The sequence below is a fragment of the Rhizobium sp. 01T444 genome (assembly GCF_056398305.1).
Genome location: NZ_JBFTPD010000012.1, coordinates 79,408 through 102,390 on the forward strand (window position 1 = coordinate 79,408; position 22,983 = coordinate 102,390).

General features: G+C 61.0%; 21 protein-coding genes and 1 pseudogene. 7 read left to right on the forward strand and 15 right to left on the reverse strand.

Annotation, left to right across the window (positions count from 1 at the left end; translation table 11 throughout):
• Positions 1-2 precede the first annotated feature (2 nt).
• The 3 genes and pseudogenes from AC1DTN_RS17700 to AC1DTN_RS17710 all read right to left on the reverse strand — a co-directional run.
• Positions 3-704 (reverse strand): annotated as a pseudogene (locus AC1DTN_RS17700) (phosphatidylserine decarboxylase); the annotation flags it as partial.
• Between the two features lie 133 nt (positions 705-837).
• A complete protein-coding gene (locus tag AC1DTN_RS17705; RefSeq protein WP_439014502.1) occupies positions 838-2,715 on the reverse strand; it encodes an ABCB family ABC transporter ATP-binding protein/permease in 1,878 nt (625 codons plus the stop codon).
• Positions 2,716-2,878: 163 nt separating this feature from the next.
• Positions 2,879-4,924 carry a LysM peptidoglycan-binding domain-containing protein gene (locus AC1DTN_RS17710; RefSeq protein ID WP_439014503.1) on the reverse strand — a complete coding sequence of 682 codons (2,046 nt, stop codon included), beginning with the start codon at positions 4,922-4,924 and terminating at the stop codon, positions 2,879-2,881.
• A gap of 156 nt (positions 4,925-5,080) precedes the next feature.
• Here AC1DTN_RS17710 and AC1DTN_RS17715 point away from each other — a divergent pair, with 156 nt between their 5' ends.
• Positions 5,081-5,704, forward strand: coding sequence for an LOG family protein (locus tag AC1DTN_RS17715; RefSeq protein ID WP_081493273.1), 624 nt, complete (start codon positions 5,081-5,083; stop codon positions 5,702-5,704).
• Positions 5,705-5,772: 68 nt separating this feature from the next.
• Here AC1DTN_RS17715 and rarD read toward each other — a convergent pair whose 3' ends face one another.
• Complete coding sequence (rarD, locus tag AC1DTN_RS17720; RefSeq protein WP_439014504.1) at positions 5,773-6,687, reverse strand: EamA family transporter RarD; 915 nt, start codon at positions 6,685-6,687, stop codon at positions 5,773-5,775.
• A gap of 113 nt (positions 6,688-6,800) precedes the next feature.
• Between rarD and AC1DTN_RS17725 the strand changes: the two genes are divergently transcribed.
• Complete coding sequence (locus tag AC1DTN_RS17725; RefSeq protein WP_439014505.1) at positions 6,801-7,661, forward strand: protein-L-isoaspartate O-methyltransferase family protein; 861 nt, start codon at positions 6,801-6,803, stop codon at positions 7,659-7,661.
• Positions 7,662-7,765: 104 nt separating this feature from the next.
• Here AC1DTN_RS17725 and cimA read toward each other — a convergent pair whose 3' ends face one another.
• Genes cimA through cysS form a run of 6 tightly spaced genes read right to left on the reverse strand, consistent with a single transcriptional unit; the run spans position 7,766 to position 13,174 of the window.
• Complete coding sequence (gene cimA, locus AC1DTN_RS17730) at positions 7,766-9,382, reverse strand: citramalate synthase (protein ID WP_007820198.1); 1,617 nt, start codon at positions 9,380-9,382, stop codon at positions 7,766-7,768.
• A gap of 28 nt (positions 9,383-9,410) precedes the next feature.
• A complete protein-coding gene (gene pip, locus AC1DTN_RS17735) occupies positions 9,411-10,370 on the reverse strand; it encodes a prolyl aminopeptidase (RefSeq protein ID WP_439014506.1) in 960 nt (319 codons plus the stop codon).
• A complete protein-coding gene (locus AC1DTN_RS17740; protein WP_439014507.1) occupies positions 10,367-10,843 on the reverse strand; it encodes a GFA family protein in 477 nt (158 codons plus the stop codon). The genes pip and AC1DTN_RS17740 overlap by 4 nt, the downstream gene beginning before the upstream one ends.
• Positions 10,840-11,316, reverse strand: coding sequence for a GFA family protein (locus tag AC1DTN_RS17745; RefSeq protein ID WP_439017187.1), 477 nt, complete (start codon positions 11,314-11,316; stop codon positions 10,840-10,842). The genes AC1DTN_RS17740 and AC1DTN_RS17745 overlap by 4 nt, the downstream gene beginning before the upstream one ends.
• A gap of 8 nt (positions 11,317-11,324) precedes the next feature.
• On the reverse strand, positions 11,325-11,801 hold the full coding sequence (locus AC1DTN_RS17750) for a GFA family protein (protein ID WP_439014508.1): 477 nt from the start codon (positions 11,799-11,801) through the stop codon (positions 11,325-11,327).
• Entirely contained in the window at positions 11,798-13,174 is a 1,377-nt protein-coding gene (gene cysS, locus AC1DTN_RS17755; protein WP_439014509.1) for a cysteine--tRNA ligase, read from the reverse strand. The genes AC1DTN_RS17750 and cysS overlap by 4 nt, the downstream gene beginning before the upstream one ends.
• A 354-nt stretch (positions 13,175-13,528) precedes the next feature.
• On the opposite strand from cysS, the gene AC1DTN_RS17760 reads away from it, so the two are divergent.
• Complete coding sequence (locus AC1DTN_RS17760; RefSeq protein WP_439014510.1) at positions 13,529-14,278, forward strand: glycoside hydrolase family 25 protein; 750 nt, start codon at positions 13,529-13,531, stop codon at positions 14,276-14,278.
• Positions 14,279-14,287: 9 nt separating this feature from the next.
• On the opposite strand, the gene AC1DTN_RS17765 is transcribed toward AC1DTN_RS17760, so the two are convergent.
• From AC1DTN_RS17765 to radA, 4 genes are all read right to left on the reverse strand, one after another.
• Positions 14,288-15,028 (reverse strand): SDR family NAD(P)-dependent oxidoreductase, encoded by a 741-nt coding sequence (locus AC1DTN_RS17765; RefSeq protein WP_310382837.1) that lies wholly within the window; start codon positions 15,026-15,028, stop codon positions 14,288-14,290.
• Positions 15,029-15,107: 79 nt separating this feature from the next.
• Entirely contained in the window at positions 15,108-16,598 is a 1,491-nt protein-coding gene (gene purF, locus AC1DTN_RS17770) for an amidophosphoribosyltransferase (protein ID WP_439014511.1), read from the reverse strand.
• A 230-nt stretch (positions 16,599-16,828) separates the two neighbouring features.
• Positions 16,829-17,452, reverse strand: coding sequence for a CvpA family protein (locus tag AC1DTN_RS17775; protein ID WP_439014512.1), 624 nt, complete (start codon positions 17,450-17,452; stop codon positions 16,829-16,831).
• 89 nt (positions 17,453-17,541) lie between these two features.
• Positions 17,542-18,942, reverse strand: a complete 1,401-nt coding sequence (gene radA / locus AC1DTN_RS17780; RefSeq protein ID WP_310382839.1) for a DNA repair protein RadA — start codon at positions 18,940-18,942, stop codon at positions 17,542-17,544.
• Positions 18,943-19,088: 146 nt separating this feature from the next.
• Between radA and AC1DTN_RS17785 the strand changes: the two genes are divergently transcribed.
• Entirely contained in the window at positions 19,089-19,724 is a 636-nt protein-coding gene (locus tag AC1DTN_RS17785; RefSeq protein WP_439014513.1) for a LysE family translocator, read from the forward strand.
• Between the two features lie 3 nt (positions 19,725-19,727).
• Here AC1DTN_RS17785 and alr read toward each other — a convergent pair whose 3' ends face one another.
• The gene (gene alr, locus AC1DTN_RS17790) at positions 19,728-20,894 is read right to left on the reverse strand and encodes an alanine racemase (RefSeq protein ID WP_439014514.1); all 1,167 of its coding nucleotides are present in this window, start codon (positions 20,892-20,894) and stop codon (positions 19,728-19,730) included.
• Between the two features lie 189 nt (positions 20,895-21,083).
• On the opposite strand from alr, the gene AC1DTN_RS17795 reads away from it, so the two are divergent.
• The 3 genes from AC1DTN_RS17795 to AC1DTN_RS17805 all read left to right on the forward strand — a co-directional run bounded on the left by AC1DTN_RS17795 (position 21,084) and on the right by AC1DTN_RS17805 (position 22,977).
• Positions 21,084-21,905 carry an AraC family transcriptional regulator gene (locus tag AC1DTN_RS17795; RefSeq protein WP_439017188.1) on the forward strand — a complete coding sequence of 274 codons (822 nt, stop codon included), beginning with the start codon at positions 21,084-21,086 and terminating at the stop codon, positions 21,903-21,905.
• Positions 21,906-21,973: 68 nt separating this feature from the next.
• Positions 21,974-22,678: an AzlC family ABC transporter permease gene (locus tag AC1DTN_RS17800; protein ID WP_310382842.1), complete on the forward strand. Its 705-nt coding sequence runs from the start codon at positions 21,974-21,976 to the stop codon at positions 22,676-22,678.
• A complete protein-coding gene (locus tag AC1DTN_RS17805) occupies positions 22,675-22,977 on the forward strand; it encodes an AzlD family protein (protein ID WP_310382843.1) in 303 nt (100 codons plus the stop codon). Before AC1DTN_RS17800 ends, AC1DTN_RS17805 begins: the two co-directional genes overlap by 4 nt.
• The last annotated feature ends 6 nt before the right edge of the window (positions 22,978-22,983 follow it).

The following is a 22,983-nucleotide window of genomic DNA, read 5'->3' on the forward strand; positions in this document are numbered from 1 at the left end:
AATTAGCTGCGGCGGCTGATGACCGGACCCTTGGTCGAGGCGAATTCGGCGATAACAGTCTCGCCGGCAACCGCCGTCTGGCCGAGCGAGACGCGCGGGGCGGCACCCGCCGGCAGGAAGACATCGAGGCGCGAACCGAAGCGAATGAGGCCGAAACGCTCGCCCGCATCGAGAGGTTCATTGGCATGCGAGAAGCAGAGGATACGCCGTGCCACGAGGCCGGCGATCTGCACCACGCCGATCTGGCCGTGGTGGGTCTCGATCACGAGGCCGTTGCGCTCATTCTCTTCACTCGCCTTGTCGAGCTCGGCATTCACGAAGGTACCGGGGCGGTAGTTGATGCTGACGATGCGGCCGCGCATCGGCGCGCGGTTCACATGGCAGTTGAAGACGTTCATGAACACGGAGATGCGCAGCATCGGTTCGTTGCCGAGGTTCAGCTCGGCGGGCGGCGTGACCATCTGGATCGAGGAAACCTTGCCGTCGGCCGGCGAAATGACGAGATCGTCGTCCTGCGGCGTGACGCGTTCGGGATCACGGAAGAAATAGGCGCACCAGAGCGTCAGGATGAGGCCGATCCAGAAGAGCGGCTTGAAGATCCAGCCCAATACGAGCGACGCGACGAAGAAGGCGGCAACGAAGGGGTAACCCTCCTTGTGCACCGGAACGATCGTGTTGCGAACCGTATCGAACAAGCTCATGAATGCCGGTCTCCTGTCGTTTTTCGTATCCGCTGGTTACAGAAAAACGACAGGAGGAGCAATGGCGTGGATCTCAGGCCGCCTCCAGCGCGTCGGTTCTGAACAACAAAACGGACGATCTCGCCCGTTTACTGCGCTAGCTCGCCGGCGCCAGCCGGTTGACGATGCCGAGCTCGTCGCTTTCGCGAACCTGCTTGAGATGCTCTTCGGCCTGTGTCGCTTCGCGCTGACGGCTCCACATCGAGGCATAGAGGCCATTCTGTTCGAGAAGGGCCGCGTGCGTGCCGCGCTCGGCAATCTCCCCGCTCTTCAACACGATGATCTCGTCGGCACCAATCACGGTAGACAGGCGGTGGGCGATGACCAGCGTCGTGCGGTTCTTGGAAACGACATCGAGTGCCGTCTGGATTTCCCGCTCTGTCGTCGTGTCGAGCGCCGATGTCGCCTCGTCGAGGATCAGGATCGGCGGAGCCTTCAGGATAGTGCGGGCAATCGCCACGCGCTGCTTTTCGCCGCCTGAAAGCTTCAGCCCGCGTTCGCCGACCTTGGTTTCGAAACCCTCCGGCAGCATTTCGATGAAATGTCCGATCTGGGCGATTTCAGCCGCCTGCTTCACCTCGGCTTCACTGGCCGAAGGGCGGCCATAGCGTATGTTATAGGCGACAGTGTCGTTGAACAGCACCGTATCCTGCGGCACCATGCCGATCACCGAGCGCAGGCTCTTCTGAGTGATCGTGCGGATATCCTGCCCGTCGACGGTGATGGAACCGCTCTGGATATCGTAGAAGCGATAGAGCAGGCGCGACAGTGTCGATTTGCCGGCACCCGAGGGGCCGACGACGGCAACTGTTTTGCCCGCCGGCACCTCGAAGGAAATGCCCTTGAGGATCGGCCGGGCCGCATCATAGGCGAAATGCACGTCCTTGAAGGAGATGGTGCCCTGGGCGATGGCAAGATCCTTCGCGTCAGGCGCGTCCAGCACCTCGGCCTTCACTTCCAGAAGATCGAACATCTGCTCGATATCGATCAGCCCCTGGCGGATTTCGCGATAGACGAAACCGATGAAGTTCAGCGGCACGGAAAGCTGCAGCAGCATGGAATTGACGAAAACGAAATCGCCGATCGTATGTTCGCCGCTCTGCACCGACCAGGCCGAGAGGACGAGCATGATCGTCGTGCCGATGCCGAAGATCACGCCCTGGCCGAAGTTCAGCCAGCCGAGCGAGGTCCAGACGTCGGTTGCCGCCTTCTCATAACGCTCCATCGACTTGTCGAAGCGCTTGGCCTCCATCTCCTCATTGCCGAAATATTTGACGGTCTCGAAGTTGAGGAGCGAGTCGATCGCCTTGGTATTGGCGTCCGTATCGCTGTCGTTCATCGCCCTACGGATCGAGATGCGCCAGTCGGAAGCGCGGATCGTGAACCAGATATAGGCCCAGACGGTGAAGGCGGTGACGGCGAGATAGGAGAAGCCGTAACCCCACCAGAAGATCGCCGCCGTCAGCAGGAATTCGATGACCGTCGGGATCGAGTTCAGGATCGTGAATCGCACGATCGTTTCGATGCCCTTGGTGCCGCGCTCGATGATGCGCGAAAGCCCACCCGTCTTGCGCTCCAGATGGAAGCGCAGGGAAAGCTCATGCATATGCACGAAGGTGCGGTAGGCAAGCTGGCGCACCGCATATTGGCCGACGCTGGCAAAGAGCGAGTCTCTGAGCTGGTTGAGGGCGAGCTGGATGAGGCGCGTCAGGTTATAGGCGATGACGAGGGCGGTGGCGCCGATCAGCAGCGGCGGCAGCGTGCCCTGCAGGTCCATCCTGCCGTTCAGCGCATCGGTGGACCACTTGAAGAAATAGGGCACCAGCAGCAGGACGAACTTCGAGATCAGCAGGTAGACCGAGGCCCATACGACCCGCATCCTGAGATCCGGCCTATCCTTCGGCCACATATAGGGCCAGAGATTGTAGAGCGTTCCCAACAGGTTGGAGTCTGAAACTGTCTTGCCGTTTGCCATGCTTTTCTCCAGCCCGGCGGGCCGCTATCGCCGCGGCTTGTCGCCGCTTCCGCGAGATATGCCACCGGCTGGCGGATTACAACATTGACGGGGATTTTATAGGCGGGGTGTTGCGCGCCGGTCTTAACGAAAACGGCGGCCGATGGGCCGCCGTTTTTTTGATTTAGAGATGCCCGCCCGAGAGCCGCTTGCGGTGCAGTTCCTCGGCATTCGGAAGCGCATCCTTCGGCAGGCCGAAGACCTGGCCCGGACGGATGCGGTCCGGATTGAGGATCTTGTCCTCATTGGCGATGTAGATTGTCGTATAGCGCACACCAAGGCCATAGGTACGCCGGGAGATCTGCCAGAGCGTATCGCCACGGCGAATGATGACCGCGTTGTTGTTTGCCGTCAGCGGCGCCTGCTCAATCGTCTTTGGCTGGCTGGCGTCCGATACCTCGTTTGAGGGCATCGGCGCGACATTGGCACCGGGAACCGTCAGTTCGGCGATGATCGAGCCGAGCTTGTCGAGTACCGCGCCGACCGACTTGGCATCCTTCGGCAGGCTCTGCAGCACTGTCAGCGCATTCGCCGCAACCTGTGAGGCGGAAGCCGATGCCTGCTTGAAGGCGTCGGTAGCATCGATGCCCGGACGGAAGTCGACGAGAGAGCGCAGCGCGAACTCGGTGGCCGAGCGGGCTGCCGCAAGCTGCTCGGCACCCGGCACCTTGCCGTCTGCGAACAGCCCCTTCAGCAGGCCGAAGGCTTTCGTCGCATCGCCCTTGAGCTTGCCGAGCTGGCCCTCGTCGAGCGGCACCGTCGCCTGATTGACATTGGCATTACTGCCGGACTGCGCRGCAACCGTTACCTGATCGCCTTCCGGACGGTTGAAATTGACGGTCGCGCGGATGAGGACCTTGCCCGTCCCATCGACGACATCGACACGGATCTTGTGATCACCGACCGGGAGGTCCATCGCGCCGCTGATAACGAAGTGACCATCCGGCTCCGCGGTATCCTGGCCGATCAGCGCATCATCGGCGTAACCGATAACCTTGGCATTGGCGCGCGCCGTGCCGGCCACGAAGATCTTGTTGCCTTCGATCTCCACAGCAGTGATCACCACATCGGCAACAGCCTCGGTGCCCTGCTGAGTGCTGGGAAGAGGAGGTGCTGTTTTGCCCGCACCATCAGATGTCACGGGCATATTCGGCGTCTGCATCGCGACCTGGTCGCTCGGAGCACCACTATTAGGGGCAGGCTGCGAGCTGTCAGCAGCCGGCGGCTGGGCGTTTGCGACCTCAGCCTTCGGTGCGGTGATGATGCGGCTTGCCGTGCCCGGCTTGGAAACCATGGCGAGCAACTCGCTGCCGCTGCCATCCTTCGGCACGGAAACGGTTGCAACTTCTTCAGACAGCGTGGTCTTGCCATCCTTGCCGGTTACTTTCAGCACGAGCTGATGGTCGCCGGCTGGAAGCGGATTGTCGAGAACGGCCGCAAAATCGCCGGTGCCGTCGACATCGGTTGTTACGACCACCTTGTCGCCGTCGAGCACTTCCAGCTTGCCATGCGGCTCAGCCGAGCCGGCAATGACGGTCGAACCATCCGGCTCGACACGCAGCACGTCGAAAGCTGGGATCTTCGGGCCGGTGTTGGCAGCGGTATCGGCTGTGGGAGCAGTCTGGTTATTGGCTGCGGCCGGTTGGCCGGTTGGCTCCGGCGCACCGGTCAGCGCGGCTTCGGCCCGTGCGAGGGCGGCCAATGCGTCGGCCGCATTTTCAGGGAGATTGCGGATGATGTCGCGCGCCTTGCCCGCACCGTCCTTGGCCTTGGAGACGAGGCTTGCGGTGGTAGTATCGAGACCTTCAGGGGCAGCGAAATCGACGATCGTGGTCAGCGTATTCACGGCGGCAGTCTTTGCGCCTGCCAGCGCATCGGCAGCAGGCACCTTACCGTCCGCAAACAGCGCCTTCAGGCCGGAGAGAGACCGCACGGCATCGGCGGTGAGGCTGCCGACCTTCTGGGCGGCTTCTGTGGCATCCGCGGCAGCGGAGCGGGAAGTCTTAGACGCTTCGTTAACCGTGTTGTTGACCTCGGTGCCGGCCTGATTGATAGCGTCACCAACCTTCGCCACATCAGAGCCGAGCCGTGGCATGACGAAAAACACCATCAGTATGATTGCGATTACGAGCACTGCGAGGGCCAGCAAGCCGGCACGGTTTTTCATCATTGCGTCTCCAAAGGCGGCAAATTGCCGTAGTATTCAGAAATTGCTAGCGATTCCCGTTGCTTTGCACAAGCATTCAAAGCAAATAGGCAAGCTCCGGAAGCCGCTTTTCAGTCAATTTTCTTGACTGCATTGAAATGGAATAGTTGTTTTTCCCTTATGACCGAACAATCTGTACCGATTCGATCCATTTGCGTTTACTGCGGCTCTCGGCCGGGACGCGATCCTTCCCATATGGCTGCCGGCCGCGCGCTCGGAAAAGAGATCGCGGAATATGGCCTTCGCCTCATCTACGGCGGTGGCACTAAGGGCATCATGGGTGCTGTGGCCAGCGGGACCCTATCCAACGGCGGTCAGGTGACGGGCATCATTCCCGAGTTCCTGATCGACATGGAGGCGACTCGCCATTCGCTCGGCCAACTCAACGAGCTTATTGTAACCCCTGACATGCATGCGCGCAAACACACGATGTTCGAGCGCTCGGATGCCTTCGTGGCCTTGCCGGGCGGTATCGGCACGCTGGAAGAGATCGTCGAAATCATGACCTGGGCACAGCTCGGCCGTCACGAAAAGCCGATGGTCTTCGCCAACATCAACGGCTTCTGGGATCCGATGATGGAGCTCCTGCGCCACATGACGGGCGAGGGCTTCCTGCACACTGCCCATCGCGTGCAGCCGCTGGTCATCGATGAGATATCGGGCATCATTCCGGCCATCATGGCGCAGGCGGCAGAGCTTGCCGCCGACCGTGACGGCGAGGATGACGTGATCTCGAAGATGTAAGTCGCCGAAGCAATTCCAGCAAAAGTGCGCAGCGGTTTTGCTGGAATTACATGCAGACAGGCGCAGGTCTAACGTCCGCGCGTCGTCCTCAACATAGACCAGCTGTAGAAGAACAGGCCGGCCCAGATCAGCGGGAAGGCGATCATGCGCGCCGTATCCAGTTCTTCTCCGAAACCGAAAACGGCAATCAGGAAGATCATGGTCGGCGCGATATACTGCATGATGCCGATGGTCGAGAGCTTCAGCAGCTTGGCGCCATTGGCGTAGATCATCAGCGGTACGGCGGTGATCAGCCCGCAGCCAAGCAGCAGGGCGGTATCGCTAAGGCTCGTGCGGTACAGATGCCCTTCGCCGCTGACGAATTCCAGGTAGAGGATATAGAGCAGTGCTGGCAGGCTGAGGATCAGCACTTCCAGGAAGAAGCCTTGGTTCGGCCCGAGCGGCAACGTCTTGCGAAACAGCGCATAGAAGCCCCAGCTGATCGCCAGCGTCAGCGCCACCCAGGGAATGCCGCCGCTATCGAAGGCGAGCACGACGACCGCAAGGCCGGCAAGGCAGATCGCCGCGATCTGCATCGGCTGCAGCTTTTCCTTGAGCAGCACGGCGCCGAGGAAGATGCTGAAGAGCGGATTGATGAAATAGCCCATGGCGGCATCGAGCGAATGGCCGGCGCCGATCGCCCAGACATAGGTGCCCCAGTTCATGGTGATCAGCGCCGCGGTCATCATTGCCATGGCGAGCATGCGCGGTGAACGCAGCGCAATAGCGATATCCTGCGTGCGCCCCAGCACCAGAAGCACAATGCCGGCGAGCGGCAGCGACCAGACGATACGGTGGGCGATGACTTCGGCAGGCGAAATATGCGCCAGAGCCTTCATATAGATCGGCAGGAAGCCCCACAGAAGATAGGCCGTCAGCGCGAAGGCAAAGCCGCGTGGACTGTCTTCGTTCTTGATGAGGGGGGCGCTTGCATCGGCAGACATCGGGTGTTTCCATCTTTGTTCTGTTTCTGATCCGGATTAGCTTAAGCGGCGTGAATAGGCCAATTCATTTCAGTGAATGGATCCGCATGCGCCTGGCAACGCGGGAGGCAAGCATGGACGAAACGGAACTGGCGATTTGCCGGCAAGCCTATGCCACTCAAATGCTGGCGAAGATGGGTATCGTGGGCGACGAGCGGCTGCGACAGGCTTTTGCCACAGTGCCACGTGAGGATTTCCTGGACCCGCCGCCGTGGCGCATGGCAAACGGGACCGGCTATCAGGATATGCCGTCGACCGATCCCGTCATCCTCTATCAGGATGTTCTGATTGCGCTGCAGGAGGGAAGGCAGGTCAACAACGGCAGCCCCTCGCTTCATGCGCTCGGCCTCCACTGGCTGGCATCTCAACCCGGCGATACAGCCTGTCACATCGGCGTCGGCGGTGGTTATTACACCGCCATGCTGTCGCATCTGGTGGGCAGCGGTGGCCATGTCTCGGCGATCGAATATGACCGGGATCTCGCCGCCCGCGCCATTGCCAACCTGGCTCCCTATGGCAATGTCGAGGTTGTCTGCGGCAACGGCCTGGAATGGCCGCAGTCGCCGGCCGACGCGATCTACGTCAATTTCGGGGTCCATAGGCCGTCCGAAGCCTGGGTGGACAATCTCGCCATCGGCGGCAGGCTGATCTTTCCGCTCTGCGCTCCCTCGCGGGATGGCAACGACAATTTGCGGCCACGCAGCGCGCGCGGCGGCTTCTTCCTGATCCAGCGCACGCCCGAACACTATCGCGCCCGTTATTTGAGCCCTACCGTCTTCGTCTGGGGCCATGGCGCGACCGGCACGATCGAGACATACAAGGTGCTGGACTCCACTTTCCGGCAGGGCGGCATGGGAAGGGTCACGCGGCTGCGCTGGAAAGAGCCGAAGCAGGAGGACGAATGGTATTCGGAGGAGGACTGGGGCCTCCTATAGGGCACTTTCGTTTTTCTTCGAAACACGGAAATGCCCTATCTCTTTTATTCTCACGCAATTCCGGACGCAAAACCGCTGCACACTTTTGCTGGAATTGCTTTAGCTCACTCGGCCGCGATCTTGCCGGCGAGCTGCCGGTTCTTCATCAGCTTGTAGATGACCGAATCCATCAGCGCCTGGAACGAGGCGTCGATGATGTTTTCGGACACGCCGACCGTCCACCAGCGCACGCCGCTGGAATCGGTGGATTCGATGAGAACGCGGGTGATGGCCTCGGTGCCGCCATTGAGGATACGCACCTTGAAATCGGCGAGCACAAGATCGTCGATCTCATGCTGATACTTGCCGAAATCCTTGCGCAGCGCGAGGTCGAGCGCATTGACCGGTCCCTCGGCTTCCGCAACCGACATCAGCGTCTGGCCGTCGATGGCGATCTTCACGACGGCTTCGGAGACGATCTTGATGCGGCCGTGGGAATCGAAGCGCCGTTCGATCATCACCCGGAAGCCGTCGATGGTGAAGAAATCCGGAATGGTGCCCATGGTACGGCGCGCCAGAAGCTCGAAGCTCGCATCGGCCCCCTCATAGGCATAGCCGGATGCCTCGCGCTCCTTGACGATGGAGATCAACAGATCGAGCTTCGGATCGTCCTTGGCGACATCGATACCGCGCCGCCTCAGCGCATTGATGAAGTTTGCCTTGCCGCCCTGATCCGAGACCATGACCTTGCGGAAATTACCGACACTTTCCGGCGGCACGTGCTCGTAAGTGCGCGGGTCCTTCAGCAGCGCCGAGGCGTGGATGCCGGCCTTGGTAGCGAAGGCAGAGGCGCCGACATAGGGCATCTGATGATCCGGCGAGCGGTTCAGCAGCTCGTCGAAGGCATGCGACAGGCGGGTGAGATTGGTCAGCCGATCCGCATCGATCGCCGTTTCGAAACGCGTGTTGTAGGCGCTCTTCAGCGCCAATGTCGGGATCAATGTCACCAGATTGGCATTGCCGCAGCGCTCGCCGACGCCGTTCAGCGTGCCCTGGATCTGGCGTACRCCCGCCTCGACGGCGGCGAGCGAATTGGCGACCGCCTGGCCGGTATCGTTATGTGCATGGATACCGAGACAGTGCCCCGGCACGCCGAAGGCAATCACGGCCTCGACGATGGCGCGCACCTCCGGCGGCTGCGTGCCGCCATTGGTATCGCAGAGCACCACCCAGCGCGCGCCGTTCTCATAGGCTGTCCTTGCGCAGGCGAGCGCATATTCCGGATTGGCCTTGTAGCCGTCGAAGAAATGCTCGCAGTCGACCAGTGCCTCCTTGCCGGCGGCAACAGCGGCTTTCACGCTTTCGGCGATGCATTCGAGGTTTTCCTCATTGGTGCAGCCAAGCGCCACTTGCACGTGGTAATCCCAGCTCTTGGCGACGAAACAGATGGCGTCGCTGCGCGCCTGCAGCAGGCCGGCAATACCCGGATCGTTGGAGGCGGAAACACCGGGGCGTTTCGTCATGCCGAAGGCGACGAAAGAGGCCTGGTTCGTGCGCTTCTCAGCGAAGAAGGCAGTATCGGTCGGGTTTGCGCCCGGATAACCGCCCTCGACATAGTCGAGCCCGAACTCGTCCAGCATGCTTGCAATCGCAATCTTGTCCTCGACGGAAAAGTCGATGCCGGGCGTCTGCTGTCCGTCCCGGAGCGTCGTATCGAAGAGGTAGATTCTTTCGCGTGTCATGGGTGTTTCCTGTCGCCGCTTGCGGCCTTTATTGTTTTCCTGCGAACCGGTCCGTCGCCCGGATCAGCTGGTCGAGAATACCGGGCTCCGAAAAGGCATGGCCCGCACCCTCGATCAGGTGGAATTCGGCCTTTGGCCATGCCTTGTGCAGCATCCAGGCATATTTGGCCGGGCAGGGCATGTCATAACGCCCGTGCACGATGACGCCGGGGATATCCTTCAGCTTATAGGCATCGCGCAGCAGCTGGCCTTCCTCCATCCATCCGGCATGGACGAAGAAGTGGTTCTCGATGCGCGCAAAGGCATAGGCGAACTCGGCTTCCTCGAACTTGCCGCTGGTCGATTTCTCCGGCAGCAGCGTAATCGTCTCGCCTTCCCAGATGCTCCAGGCCTGCGCGGCCTTCAGCGCTACGGCCCGGTCCGGACCGGTAAGCCGGCGGTTATAGGCGAGCATCATCTCATGGCGTTCTTCAGGCGGGATGGGTGCGACAAAGCGCTCCCACTTGTCCGGGAACATCTCGGAGACGCCGAACTGATAATACCAGTCGAGTTCGGCCCGCGTCAGCGTGTAAATGCCGCGCACGACGAGTTCGGAAACGCGTTCCGGATGTTTCTCGGCGTAGGCAAGCGCCAGCGTGGAGCCCCAGGAGCCGCCGAAGACCTGCCATTTGTCGACGCCGGCCATCTCGCGCAGCCGCTCGATATCGGCAACGAGATGCCAGGTCGTATTGGCTTCGAGGCTCGCATGCGGGGTCGACTTACCACAGCCGCGCTGGTCGAACAGGAGGACGTCATAGAGCTTCGGGTCGAACACGCGGCGATGCGCAGGCGAAATGCCGCCGCCCGGACCGCCATGCAGGAAGACCGCCGGCTTGGCGTCCGGCATGCCGCAGCGCTCCCAATAGATCACGTGGCCATCGCCGACATCGAGATGGCCGGAAGCATAGGGTTCGATCTCAGGATAAAGCGTGCGCAGCACTTCGGTCATATCTTCACGCCTTTCGCCGGCCAGACGGCGGTATCATGGTCGGGATGCTGGAAGGAGATGATCGCCTCCTGCCGGGAATAGAAATCAGGGTCCTTATGAACCGGCGCGTCGAAGATGGTCTCGACCCAGGGCAGGCGGGCATCATAATTGACCTGGATCTGCGGGGCGAGGTCGCTCCGGTCGTCGAAGGTGCCGATCGCAAGCTCCAGCCCGCCCGGATGACGATATGTCATCGGAGTACCGCAATCCCGGCAGAAGCCGCGCTCGATATTGACCGAAGACTGGAAATAGGCGGGTTCGCCGCGTGTCCACTCCATGCCTTCCTCCGGCGCTGTTACCAGTGCTGAAAAGAAGCCGCCGAATTGCTTCTGGCACATGCGGCAATGGCAGATGGACGGGCGTCCGAGCTTTCCTGTGATGCGGAAGCGCACGGCGCCGCATTGGCAGCCGCCTGTTCTTGTCGTCTCGGTCATGGATGAGCTCCGGGTGGCCAGTGGGATGTATCGTGGTCGGGATGCTGGTGATTGCTCGCCGCGATCCTGTCCTCGCGATCGGTTGTTTCCGGTTCCGGTTCGACAGGCAAGCCATCGAGCGCATGAAACCAGACCATTTTGCTGTCGAGATTGGATTGCATGACGGGCTTTACAGCCTGCGGATCATCCAGCGAGCCGAGCGCGATGGTGATGGAGTCAGCATCGGGAATATCATAGAAAAGCGGCGTGCCGCAGTCGCCGCAAAAGCCGCGCCGCACGAGACCGGAGGAGTGGAACCATTTCGGCTCGCCGCGCGTCAACTCGAAATCGACCCGCATCACCCCTGCAAGCGGCAGGAAATAATTGCCGGCGGCCTTCTGGCACATGCGGCAGTGGCAGATATGCGGATAGTTGAGTTCGCCGCTCGCCCTGTAACGAACCGCGCCGCACTGGCATCCACCGGTCAGTTCCATCTTTGCCGTCAAGCGTGATCCTCCGGTGGCCAGACCGGCGTATCATGGTCCGGATGCTGATAGGAGACGATTTCGTGGAGGAAGGAGCCTACGGCGAGGTCCGCCTCGGTCCGTTCTCCCGGCAGTTCATGCAGATGATCGACGAAGCCGATCTTGCCTTCCATACCCCACTGGATGGTCGGCCGCAGCAGCGATGGGTCGTCGAACGCCCCTGCCGCAACCGCCACACCGTCAGGCGCCTCATAGGTTAGCGGCGTGCCGCAATCACCACAGAAGCCGCGGCTGACGAAATTCGAGGACCGGAAGGTCTTGCGCTGCCCCCTGGTCCACTCGAACTCCATCCCGCGCATGGAAACCAGCGGCGCGTAATAGGCGCCGAATGCCTTCTGGCACATGCGGCAATGACAGATCGACGAATCCTGCGGGACGCCTGTGGCACGGAAGCGGATCGCCCCGCACTGGCAGCCGCCGGTGTAGGTGTTCATTTCTTCACCTCCCACGTCGTCACGCGTTCACCCGTTGCCGGATCCTTGCCGTCTTTGAGCTGGATGCCCTCGGCGGCGAGCGTATCGCGAATCTTGTCAGCCTCGGCGAAGTTCTTCGCCTTGAGCAGTTCCAGCCGGGCCTTAACCCGCGCATCGATTTCCGCAGCCACCGCCTCGTCGATCTCGGTCTTCCTTGGCAGCACACCGAGCAGGGCGGCACTGGCGGCGAAGACGGCAGGGTCTCCAGATTGGGCGAGCGCATGCAGCGCCTGCACTGCCGCGACCGTATTGAGGTCGTCGGCGAGCGCATTCAGCACGGTCTCATCCGGCTTGGCATCGCCGGGTTCGGCCGCCGGCCATTTGGCGAGCAGCCGCTCGGCTTCCTCCAGCCGCTTCACCGAGAAGTCGATCGGCTCGCGATAGTGCGTCATCAGCATCGCAAGACGCAGCACTTCGCCCGGCCACTGGCGGCCGGCGAATGTTTCCGTGTGCAGCAACTCGTAGATGGTGACGAAATTGCCTTCGGATTTCGACATCTTGCGGCCTTCGACCTGCAAGAAGCCGTTATGCATCCAGACATTCGCCATCACGTCCGTGCCATGGGCGCAACGCGACTGGGCGATCTCGTTTTCATGATGCGGGAAGATCAGGTCCAGCCCGCCGCCATGGATATCGAAGACGTCGCCAAGATAGCGCCCGCTCATGGCCGAGCACTCGATATGCCAGCCTGGGCGGCCTCGACCCCACGGGCTTTCCCAGCCGGGTTCGTTGTCGTCGGAGAGTTTCCAGAGCACGAAGTCGCCGGGGCTCTTCTTGTGAGCATCGACGGCAACGCGGGCGCCCGCCTGCTGCTCATCGAGATTGCGCTTCGAAAGCTGGCCGTAATCGGCCATCGACCTGGTGTCGAACAGTACCTCGCCTGATGCCTGATAGGCATGGCCGCGCGCAATCAGCCGCTCGATGATCGCGATCATCTCAGCGATATTGTCGGTGGCGCGCGGCTGCAACGTCGGCTCGAGCGAGCCGAGTGCCAAGGCATCGTCAAGAAACTGCCTCTCGGTCTTTTCCGTGACCGCCCGGATCGCCGCATTCAGCAGCAGGCCCGGATAGTCGCGCAGCGCCCGCGCGTTGATCTTGTCGTCGACATCGGTGATGTTGCGGGCATAAGTGACGTGGCTTTCGCCGTAGACATGGCGCAACAGGCGGAACAGCACGTCGAAGACGATGACCGGTCGCGCATTGCCGATATGGGCGTAATCATAGACCGTCGGGCCGCACACATACATGCGGACGTTTTCGGCATCGATCGGCTTGAAGACCGATTTCTCCCGCGTCAGCGTATTGTACAGCTTCAGTTCCGGCGTGCCGCCCATTTCACTCTCCTAAAATGCATATGCAGAAAATATACCACCACCGGCAGGCCGGGGCGTTTCGCATCTTGGAAATTTGGGAGACGAAAACGGCCAGGCCAGCTTTGGGCTAGCGAATAATCTTCCGGCAAATAATGCAGGTAACCGTTTTCATGACGCGTTTTATGGCGTGGGATCGGAGTTTGGTCAAGAGGGCGAGCAACGATCCCGCGGGCAACCGGAGCTATCCATCTCGTGAATCGATGGCCGCGATGGACATCCAGTAAAGGAGGCGTGCTTGCTTTAAGATTTTTGGTCATTTTCAAGACGCAAATCTTGCATAGCCAATTGCGAAACCGGTGAAAATAGGGGGATTGGGTGAGGAGAGCGGCACGATGGACAATAGGAGCGACCGCAATTCTGACAATCGCGTCCGCCGCATATTTCGCCTATGATTTCGGTATGCTTCGCTTCAACAATCCGTCTCTAAGCCGCTATCCGATCCAGGGTATCGATGTCAGCCACCATCAAGGCGATATCGATTGGAAGACTGTCGCGTCGCAGGCGAATGTCCGTTTTGCGATCATGAAGGCGACCGAAGGCGGAGATCACCGGGATTCCAAATTTGCCGAGAATTGGCAGCGTGCCGGGGATGCCGGACTGGTAAGGGGTGCGTATCATTTCTTCACCTTCTGTCGCCCGGGCAAGGATCAGGCGCAGAATGTCCTGGCGACGGTGTCAAAGGAGCCGGGGACTCTACCCATTGCAGTCGATCTGGAGTTTGTCGGCAACTGCAACAAGATTCCAACGATCGAGGAAATGGCTGCCGAGGTGAACGCGTTCTTCGTCGAGTTGAAAGGCACCTTTCCCGAGAAGCCCATTTTTTACGTTACTCAGGAGTTCTTTGATCAATATCTGAAAGGCAATGAATCACGGTTCCCCGACCATTACCTGTGGCTTCGAAGCGTCTTCAAGGAACCTAGGCAGGAAGAATGCAGTCACTGGTCAATCTGGCAATTCGCCGATAACGGCACCTTGGACGGTATCCAGGGACCGGTCGATCTTAACGCGATGTGCGCGTCGGAGACCGGTTTCGCTCATCTGTTCGCGACTGCTGCAGCGAATTGAAGCGTCCGGCTATTCCGGCAGCTGGTAATCCACCAGCTTGTTCTCGCGTACAATGAACAGCTTACCGGTCTCGGTCACGCCGGGGCCGAGCAAGGGAAGGATTGCTTTCGCCACCTCGGAAGGATGCGGCAGGCTCATCGGGTCTTCACCCGGAACCGCCTGCGCGCGCATGGCGGTGCGCGTGGCACCCGGATCGACGCTGGTGATACGCAGCGGCGTCGATTGCGTCTCGCCGGCCCAGGTGCGCGCCAATGCTTCGACAGCGGCCTTGGAGGCGGAATAGGCGCTCCAGAAGGGCCGGCATTTGTGGGCGGCGCCTGAGGACATGATGACGGCGCGGCCGGCATCAGAGCGGGTCAGCAGCGGATCGACCGAGCGGATGAGACGCCAGGTGGCATTCACGTTGATGTTCATGACCTTCTCGAAGACCTTCGCCTCGATATGGCCGATCGGCGAGATGACGCCGAGCACGCCGGCATTGGCGACGAGAATGTCGAGCTTGCCCCAGCGCTCGAAGATCGAGCCGCCGAGGCGGTCGATCGCTTCCATGTCGGCGAGATCGAAGGGAACCAGCGTCGCGGAACCGCCCGCGGCCTTGATGGCATCGTCGAGCTCTTCCAAGCCGCCAACGGTGCGGGCGCAGGCAATCACATGCGCACCGGCCTTGGCGAGTTCGAGTGCCGTGAAATAGCCGATGCCGCGCGATGCGCCTGTGACCAGCGCGATCTTGCCTTCAAGATTGATGTTCATCTGCCCCGGTTCCCGATGCGCTTGAAAAGGTAAGGGGCGCRATAGGCGCCCCAGATAGGAAAGTCAAAGCGGAAGCGGCTCAGCCGTTGCTGGCAAGCATGGAAATCTTGTTGCCCATGGACTCGCCGTTCTTGTCGAGCAGGCGGGTCGGATAGTCACCGGTGAAATAGTGGTCGGTGAACTGCGGGCGGGCGTTGTTGCGGTCTTCGCCGCCGACGGCGCGATAGAGGCCGTTGATCGACAGGAAGGCCAGCGAATCCGCGCCGATATATTTGGCCATGGCTTCGACATCGGCATACTGGTTTGCCAGGAGCTTATCGGCGTCAGGCGTATCGATACCGTAGAAATCCGGAAAGAAGATCATCGGGCTCGCAACGCGGATATGCACTTCCTTGGCGCCGGCTTCACGGATCATCTGCACGATCTTCAGCGAGGTTGTACCGCGCACGATGGAATCGTCCACCAGTACCACGCGCTTGCCTTCGATCATCGCCCGGTTGGCGGAATGCTTCAGCTTCACGCCGAAAGCGCGGATCTGCTGCGTCGGCTCGATGAACGTGCGGCCGACATAGTGGTTACGGATGATGCCGTATTCGAAGGGAATGCCGCTTGCCTGCGCATAGCCGAGAGCAGCAGGTGTGCCGCCATCGGGAACAGGCACGATCACGTCGGCATCGACAGGCGATTCCTTGGCAAGGTTCATGCCCATGCTCTTGCGCGTCGTATAGACGTTGCGGCCGCCGACGACCGAATCCGGACGGGCGAAATAGACATATTCGAACAGGCAGAGGCGTTCCGGCTGCGGCTTGCTGGGCTTGCGCGCATCGATGCTGATCGAACCGTCGGGCTGGATTTCGCAGATGACGACTTCGCCATTCTCCACGTCGCGGATGAACTTGGCGCCGATGATGTCGAGAGCGCAGGTTTCCGAGCAGAAGATCGGCTTGCCGTCGAGTTCACCCATGACCAGCGGGCGGATGCCGGTGGGGTCACGCGCGGCAATCAGCTTCGTGCGCGTCATGGCGAGCATCGAATAGCCGCCTTCCATCTGGCGGATGGCGTCGATGAAGCGATCGGTTGTGGAAGTGTGGCGGGAGCGGGCGATGAGGTGAAGGACGACTTCGGTATCCGACGTCGACTGACAGATGGCGCCGGTTGCGATGATCTGGCGGCGCAGCGTCAGGCCATTGGTGAAATTGCCGTTATGGGCAATGGCGATGCCGCCTTCTTCCAGCTCGGCAAAGAGCGGCTGCACGTTGCGCATCGCCACTTCGCCTGTTGTCGAATAGCGCGTATGGCCGATCGACATGCTGCCGGGCAGGCGGGCGAGCGTCATCGGGTTGGTATAATGGTCGCCGACGAGGCCCATATGGCGTTCCTGATGGAAGCGCTTGCCGTCGAAGGAGACGATACCGGCCGCTTCCTGCCCGCGATGCTGAAGCGCATGCAAGCCAAGCGCCGTCAGCGCTGCCGCATCGGGATGTCCCAGAATTCCGAAAACGCCGCATTCCTCATGCAGCGTATCTCCGTCGAGCGGATCGTCAATCGGGAAGGAATGGGACTGGTTCATTTCTGCGGGCCTCTGCTCTCACAAGAATGGATCGGCTTTTCCAGTAGCATGATACCGGAAAAAATGCTGCTTTCCGATAAGTTCATGCTGATAACACCTGCCTCAAAGCCCGTTCACCGGCTCTGAAACGGCTGAGGCCCGGCAGAGCGAAATGCCCGGCCGGACCTTTGATCTTACGTCCCGCTCAAATGGCAATTGCCAGGCCGCGGGTCAAGCTAGTGAACACTGCGTCAATTCGATGGCTGCTGTGCGCCATTGTTAGGCGCGGGTGCTGCGTCTTCTGCCGGAGCCTGATCGTTGTTGGCCGGCGCATTTTCTTCCGTCGTGCGCGCGCCACCAAGCTTCTCGGTGATGCTCTTCTGGATCATCTGCGCGAATTCATCCGGCAGCACTGCCTGCAGGCGAACGACGAGAGAATCCAGGAACGGCTTCGATTTGGCATTATTGACCCAGGACGGGCGATGATCGGCATCGACCAGCCAGTTCCAGAAAGCAACGGCGACGACGAGCAGAAGTATGCCGCGCGCAGCACCGAAGAGGAAGCCCAAAGTGCGGTCGAGCGCGCCGATGCGGCTGTCGATGATGAAATCGGCGACCTTCATCGTAATGAAGGAGATGACGATCAGCGCGATGAGGAAGACGACGGCAGCCGAACCAACGATCGCGATGCGGTCATCATCCGTGTACCGCTTCGCATAAGGCACGAGATAGGGGTAGAGGTAGTAGGCGGCAGCGGCTGAGCCGCCCCAACTCGCGATCGAAAGGACTTCGCGCGAAAAGCCGCGGACCATTGCCAGAACGGCGGAGAAGAGCACGACGCCGATGACAATACCGTCGAAAATCGTAATGGGCATATAAATTCCACTCCAGACTGCCGCCTTGCGGGCCGCGTCGCGCCTTGTTTGGCTGATCCTATAGCATTCCCGCTATCGGTGATGAAGGATCAAACGTCTTCTTCCACACGCTGCAACGCCCCTTTCGACCCTGCAATGCGCGCGACCAGATCCGGCAGGCTCTCGATCTCGCTCCAGCGGCCGTTACCCTTCGGCAGATCGACGGAACCGGACGGTAGCAGAGCTGCCGAGAACCCCAGCTTTTCGGCTTCTTTAAGGCGCTGAGCGGTTTGCGCAACAGGCCGGACGGCGCCCGACAGGCTGACTTCGCCGAAATAGACGCAATCGGCCGGAAGGGCAATACCGGCAAGCGAGGAAACGAGGGCCGATGCGACCGCAAGATCGGCCGCCGGCTCGCTGATGCGAAAGCCGCCGGCAATGTTGAGATAGACGTCATGCTGGCCGAGCCGAACGCCGCAATGGGCCTCCAGAACCGCAAGGATCATCGACAGGCGGGCAGAGTCCCAGCCGACGACCGCGCGCCGCGGCGTGCCGAGCGAAGTGGGGGCGACCAGCGCCTGCACTTCGACGAGTACGGGCCGCGTGCCTTCCATGCCGGCAAAGACTGCAGCACCCGGCGATTTCGAATTGCGCTCGCCGAGAAAGAGTTCGGATGGGTTGGCGACCTCGCGCAGGCCCTTGTCCGACATTTCGAAAACGCCGATCTCGTCGGTCGGTCCGAAGCGGTTCTTCACGGTGCGCAGGATGCGATAGTGATGTCCGCGGTCGCCCTCGAAATAGAGCACGGCATCGACCATATGCTCGACGACACGCGGGCCGGCGATCTGCCCATCCTTGGTCACATGGCCGACGAGCACCATGGCCGCACCCGTCTGCTTGGCAAAGCGGATCATCGACTGCACGCCGGTACGCACTTGGGTGACTGTGCCCGGCGCAGATTCGGCAAGCTCGCTCCAGAGCGTCTGGATGGAATCGATGATGACGAGATCAGGGCGTTTGCCCTCCGCCAGCGTGGCAAGAATGTCCTCGACATTGGTTTCCGCCGCCAGCAACACATCCGTATCGGCGGCATGGAGCCGCTGTGCGCGCAGCCGCACCTGCGCCACCGCCTCTTCGCCGGAGACGTAGATGATCCGGTGCCCGCGACGCGAAAGCGCCGCAGCTCCCTGCATCAGCAGCGTCGACTTGCCGATGCCGGGATCGCCGCCGACGAGCACGGCAGAACCGCGCACGAAGCCGCCGCCGGTCACTCGGTCGAGTTCGGAAATACCAGTTTGGATGCGCGGCGCTTCCTCGATCTCACCGGAGAGAGCCGTCAATGCGACCGGCCGGCCCTTCTTCGGCGTCTTGGCAGGGCCGCCGCCGATGCCGCCCATTGGATCTTCCTCGACGATGGTGTTCCACTCGCCGCAATTTTCGCATTTGCCGGCCCAGCGATTATGCACCGCGCCGCAACTCTGGCAGATGAATTGTGTTCTGGCCTTGGCCATCAATGACTGCTTTCGGGTAAGGGGGCGCGGCAAGCGCCCGAATCGGAGTTTTGCCCTAGATAATGGCTTCCGGCATCGATCAAAACTAATGATTTTCCTATCAGCGACCGGGCTGGCAGCATTGCCGCGCTCTCAAAGGACAGGCCATGCTCGATTATTCGCTCGCTCACTGGATCGGTTTCTTTACCGCGGCGGTTCTTTTGAACATCTCGCCAGGTCCTGACATGGCCTTCATCCTCGGCCACACGATGAAGAGCGGCACACGGGCCGGCTTCTCGGCCGTCTTCGGCATCTGGACGGGTGCCTGCATCCATGTGCTTCTCGCCGCCTTCGGCCTGTCGGCGATCCTTGCTGCCTCGGCAATCGCCTTCTCCACCGTCAAATGGGTGGGCGCGATCTATCTCGTCTGGCTCGGCATCCAGGCGCTGCGGTCGAAAGGTGAGGGCGGCTTCGTGCGGGTGGCAGGCGAAACGCTCGGCTGGCGGCGCATCTATCGACAGGGCGTATTGGTCTCGCTGCTCAATCCGAAGGTAGCGATCTTTTTCCTTGCCTTCCTGCCGCAATTCGTCGTCGAGGGCGCAGGTCCTGCATGGCTGCAGCTTGCCGTTCACGGTGGCCTGATCATTGTGGTGGCGTTTTTCATCGAGCCGCCGCTGATCCTGGCCGGAGGCCGCCTTGCCGATCTCTTCAAGAACAATACGAAAATCGGCCTGTGGCTCGACCGTGGTCTCGGCGCGCTCTTCGTGGCGCTTGGTGTCCGCCTCGCGCTCACGACACGCTAGAGACTATTCCTCGTCCATTTCGTACTTGCGCTCGTGGCGCAGGCCGATGCTGGTCAGCATCTCATAGCCGATCGTACCCGCCGACTTCGCCGCATCGTCGACGAGGACATTCTTGCCGAAGAGTTCGATATAGTCACCGGCGCGCACTGCGCCCTCCGGCAGGTCGGTCACGTCGAAGATCGTCTGGTCCATGGTGATACGACCGGCGACCGGTACCTTCTGGCCGGCAACGAAACCCTGTCCACCCTGCGGCACGACCTCGCGCAGCGGCACGCCGCCACTCGACTGGCTGCGCATATAGCCATCGGCATAACCGGCCGAGACAATCGCCAGCCGGCTGTCACGCGTCAGCTGCAGTGCTCGCCCGTAACTGACGGTTTCACCGGCCTTGACCGTGCGGATCTGGATGATGCGCGCCTCGGCAGTTGCCACCGGCCGCATCGGGTTTGCGATACCATTGACCGCCTGGCCGCCATAGAGCGCGATGCCCGGCCGGGTGAGATCGAAGTGATAATCATCCCCCAGGAAGATGCCGCCGGAGGCAGCAAGGCTTGAATCGATACCTTCATAGGCGGCGCTAACCGTGCGGAATGATTCAAGCTGCTGCTTGTTCATCGCCGAGGAATGATCGTCGCCGCAGGCAAGATGGCTCATGACGAGAACGGGAGCGAAACTCGCCGGCCGTGACACGTCGTTGGCGAGCGCAATTGCTTCGTCCACCGTCAGGCCGAGCCTGTTGAATCCGGTATCGACATGCAGCGCGCACGGATAGTCGCCATAATCGGCAAGCACCGCCATCCAGAAGGCAAGCTGCTCTTCCGAGGAGATGATCGGCACAAGATCGTTTTCGAAGAAACGCCGCTCGGTGCCCGGCCAGATTCCCGCCAGTACGAAGATGCGTGCCTCAGGCGCAAACATGCGCAGCGTGACACCTTCATCGACGGTGGCGACGAAGAAATCCCGCGCGCCGGCAAGATAGAGCGCTTCGCCGGCATCCTCGATCCCCATCCCATAGGCATCCGCCTTGACGACAGCGGCCGTGCGCGCCTTTCCGGAGCGGCGCGCCATATCCCGCCAGTTGTCGGCCAGCGCCGTCAGATCGACGGTCAGCCGCAGGCCGGCGGAAGCGAAAAGGTCGTCGTCTTCAAAGGGAATGGAAAAATCTGTCATGAATCGCCGCGCTGAAAGGGAAAGGAAAATCGCTGCAAACACTCTAAAGAGCATTGTGGCAAAGAGAAAGCACAGGGGGCGACATACCAGCCTTTCCCACATGCGATCACTTTTGTTCAAGACGTAGCGTGGCCAGCGCGCTAATCTGGCGGGATGCAGAACGTTTCGCAGAAAGAGGCGGCAGACGCCATGCCGCTCGCCAAGGTGGAATCGGCCCGCTTCTGGCGGGATAGCCGCTTTCGCGACATGGAGTGCCTGAGCGCCAGCTTCCTAACACATGAATATGCCCCGCATGCCCACGACACTTTCAGCATTGGCGCGATCGAAAGCGGCAGCCAGATCGCCACCGTGCGCGGCAGGCGGGAAGAGACCGGTCCGGGCGACCTCTATCTGATCGACCCCGGTGTGGTGCACGATGGCACTCCCGGCGGCGAGGGGTATCGCTATCGGATGATCTACCCGGATACGAAGCTCTTCATCGACATACTGGAGGATGTCACCGGCAAGGCCTTCAACGCGACACCGTCCTTTGCGGGAGCGCTGCCGCGCGATCCGCAACTTGCAAAAGCTTTCCACACTGCCCACCGCACGCTTGAAAGTGGAGCGGGCGCGCTGGAATCCGATGAAAGCATGTTCTCGGTGCTGGCTGCGATCTTCGCCCGCTATGGCAGCACGATCGTCCTGCCCGTCGACACCAAGGAGCGCAGCGCTGTCGGCCGCGCCCGCGATTACCTCACCGAGAATTTCGACAGCGATGTCGGCCTCGAGGAACTGGCCAAGGTGGCAGGGCTAAGCCGCGCCCATCTGATCCGCGCCTTCCGCAGGGAATACTATATCACCCCGCATGCCTTCCTGACCGATCGGCGCGTGCTCGTCGCTCGTCGGTTGCTGAGGGAGGGCCGCATGCCGGCCGATGTCGCCGTTGAATGCGGCTTTGCCGATCAGGCGCATTTCACCCGCCACTTCAAATCGCGCACCGGCGTCACCCCCGGCCAGTTCCGCGTCGCCTGATCACTTTCGTTCAATACAGGCTTCCATTGTTCGGCTACTTCTCCGCCATCTTGATGCGGAGATTGCCAATGTTGCAGCAAAGCCGGCCAGCCGGCGAATTTCTTGCCGGAATGCGAGCCATTTTCCCATTGATCGTCGCGGTCCTGCCGATCGGACTCGTCTTCGGCGCAGTTTCGGCGACCAAGGGTCTCTCGGCCCTGGAAACGACGTTGATGAGCGCGCTCGTCTTTGCCGGCGGCTCGCAATTCGTGGCGATGGATATCTGGACGCATCCGGCAAGCTGGATCGGTGTCGGTTTCGCGGCCTTGCTGGTCAATATCCGCCACGTACTGATGAGCGCCTCGATCGGCACGAAGATGCAGTCCTTCTCCGGCATCAAGCGTTATATCGCCATGCTCTTCCTCGCCGATGAGCTCTGGGCCATGGCGGAATTCCGCGCCGGCAGCACGCGTCTGACCCCGGCCTGGTATGCAGGCATCGTCATGCCCTTCTACCTCACCTGGGTCGGCTCATCGCTTGCAGGTGCGCTGCTCGGCGCCTTTCTCGGCGATCCCACCGTCATTGGGCTCGACTTCGCCTTTCCGGCCGTCTTCATCGTGCTGGTCATGGGCTTCTGGAAGGGACCGGAAACCGGCGCCGTTCTCGCCGCAAGCGGGATTGCGGCCGTTGCGGTCCATCAGTTTGTGCCAGGTGTCTGGTATATCGCAGCCGGCGCGCTGGCGGGGCTGGCAATGGCTCTCTGGAGAGGCAAGGTAAGGGAGCAGGCGGCATGACGCTCGATCTCAGCACACTGCTCGCCATTCTCGCCATGGCTGCCGCGACGATCTTCACCCGCATCAGTGGCCTCGTGCTGATCCGCTATGTGGAAATTGACGAGAACAGGAGAACGGCAATCGAAGCCATCCCACCGGCCGTGCTGATGGCTGTCATTGCCCCGACCGCTTTTGCGACCGGCTGGGCGGAGACGCTGGCATGTGTGGTCACCGCAATCGCCGCCACCCGCTTGCCGATGCTGGCGAGCGTTGTTGTCGGCGTTGCAACAGTGGCTTTGCTGCGAGCTGCAGGACTTTAGAAGAAG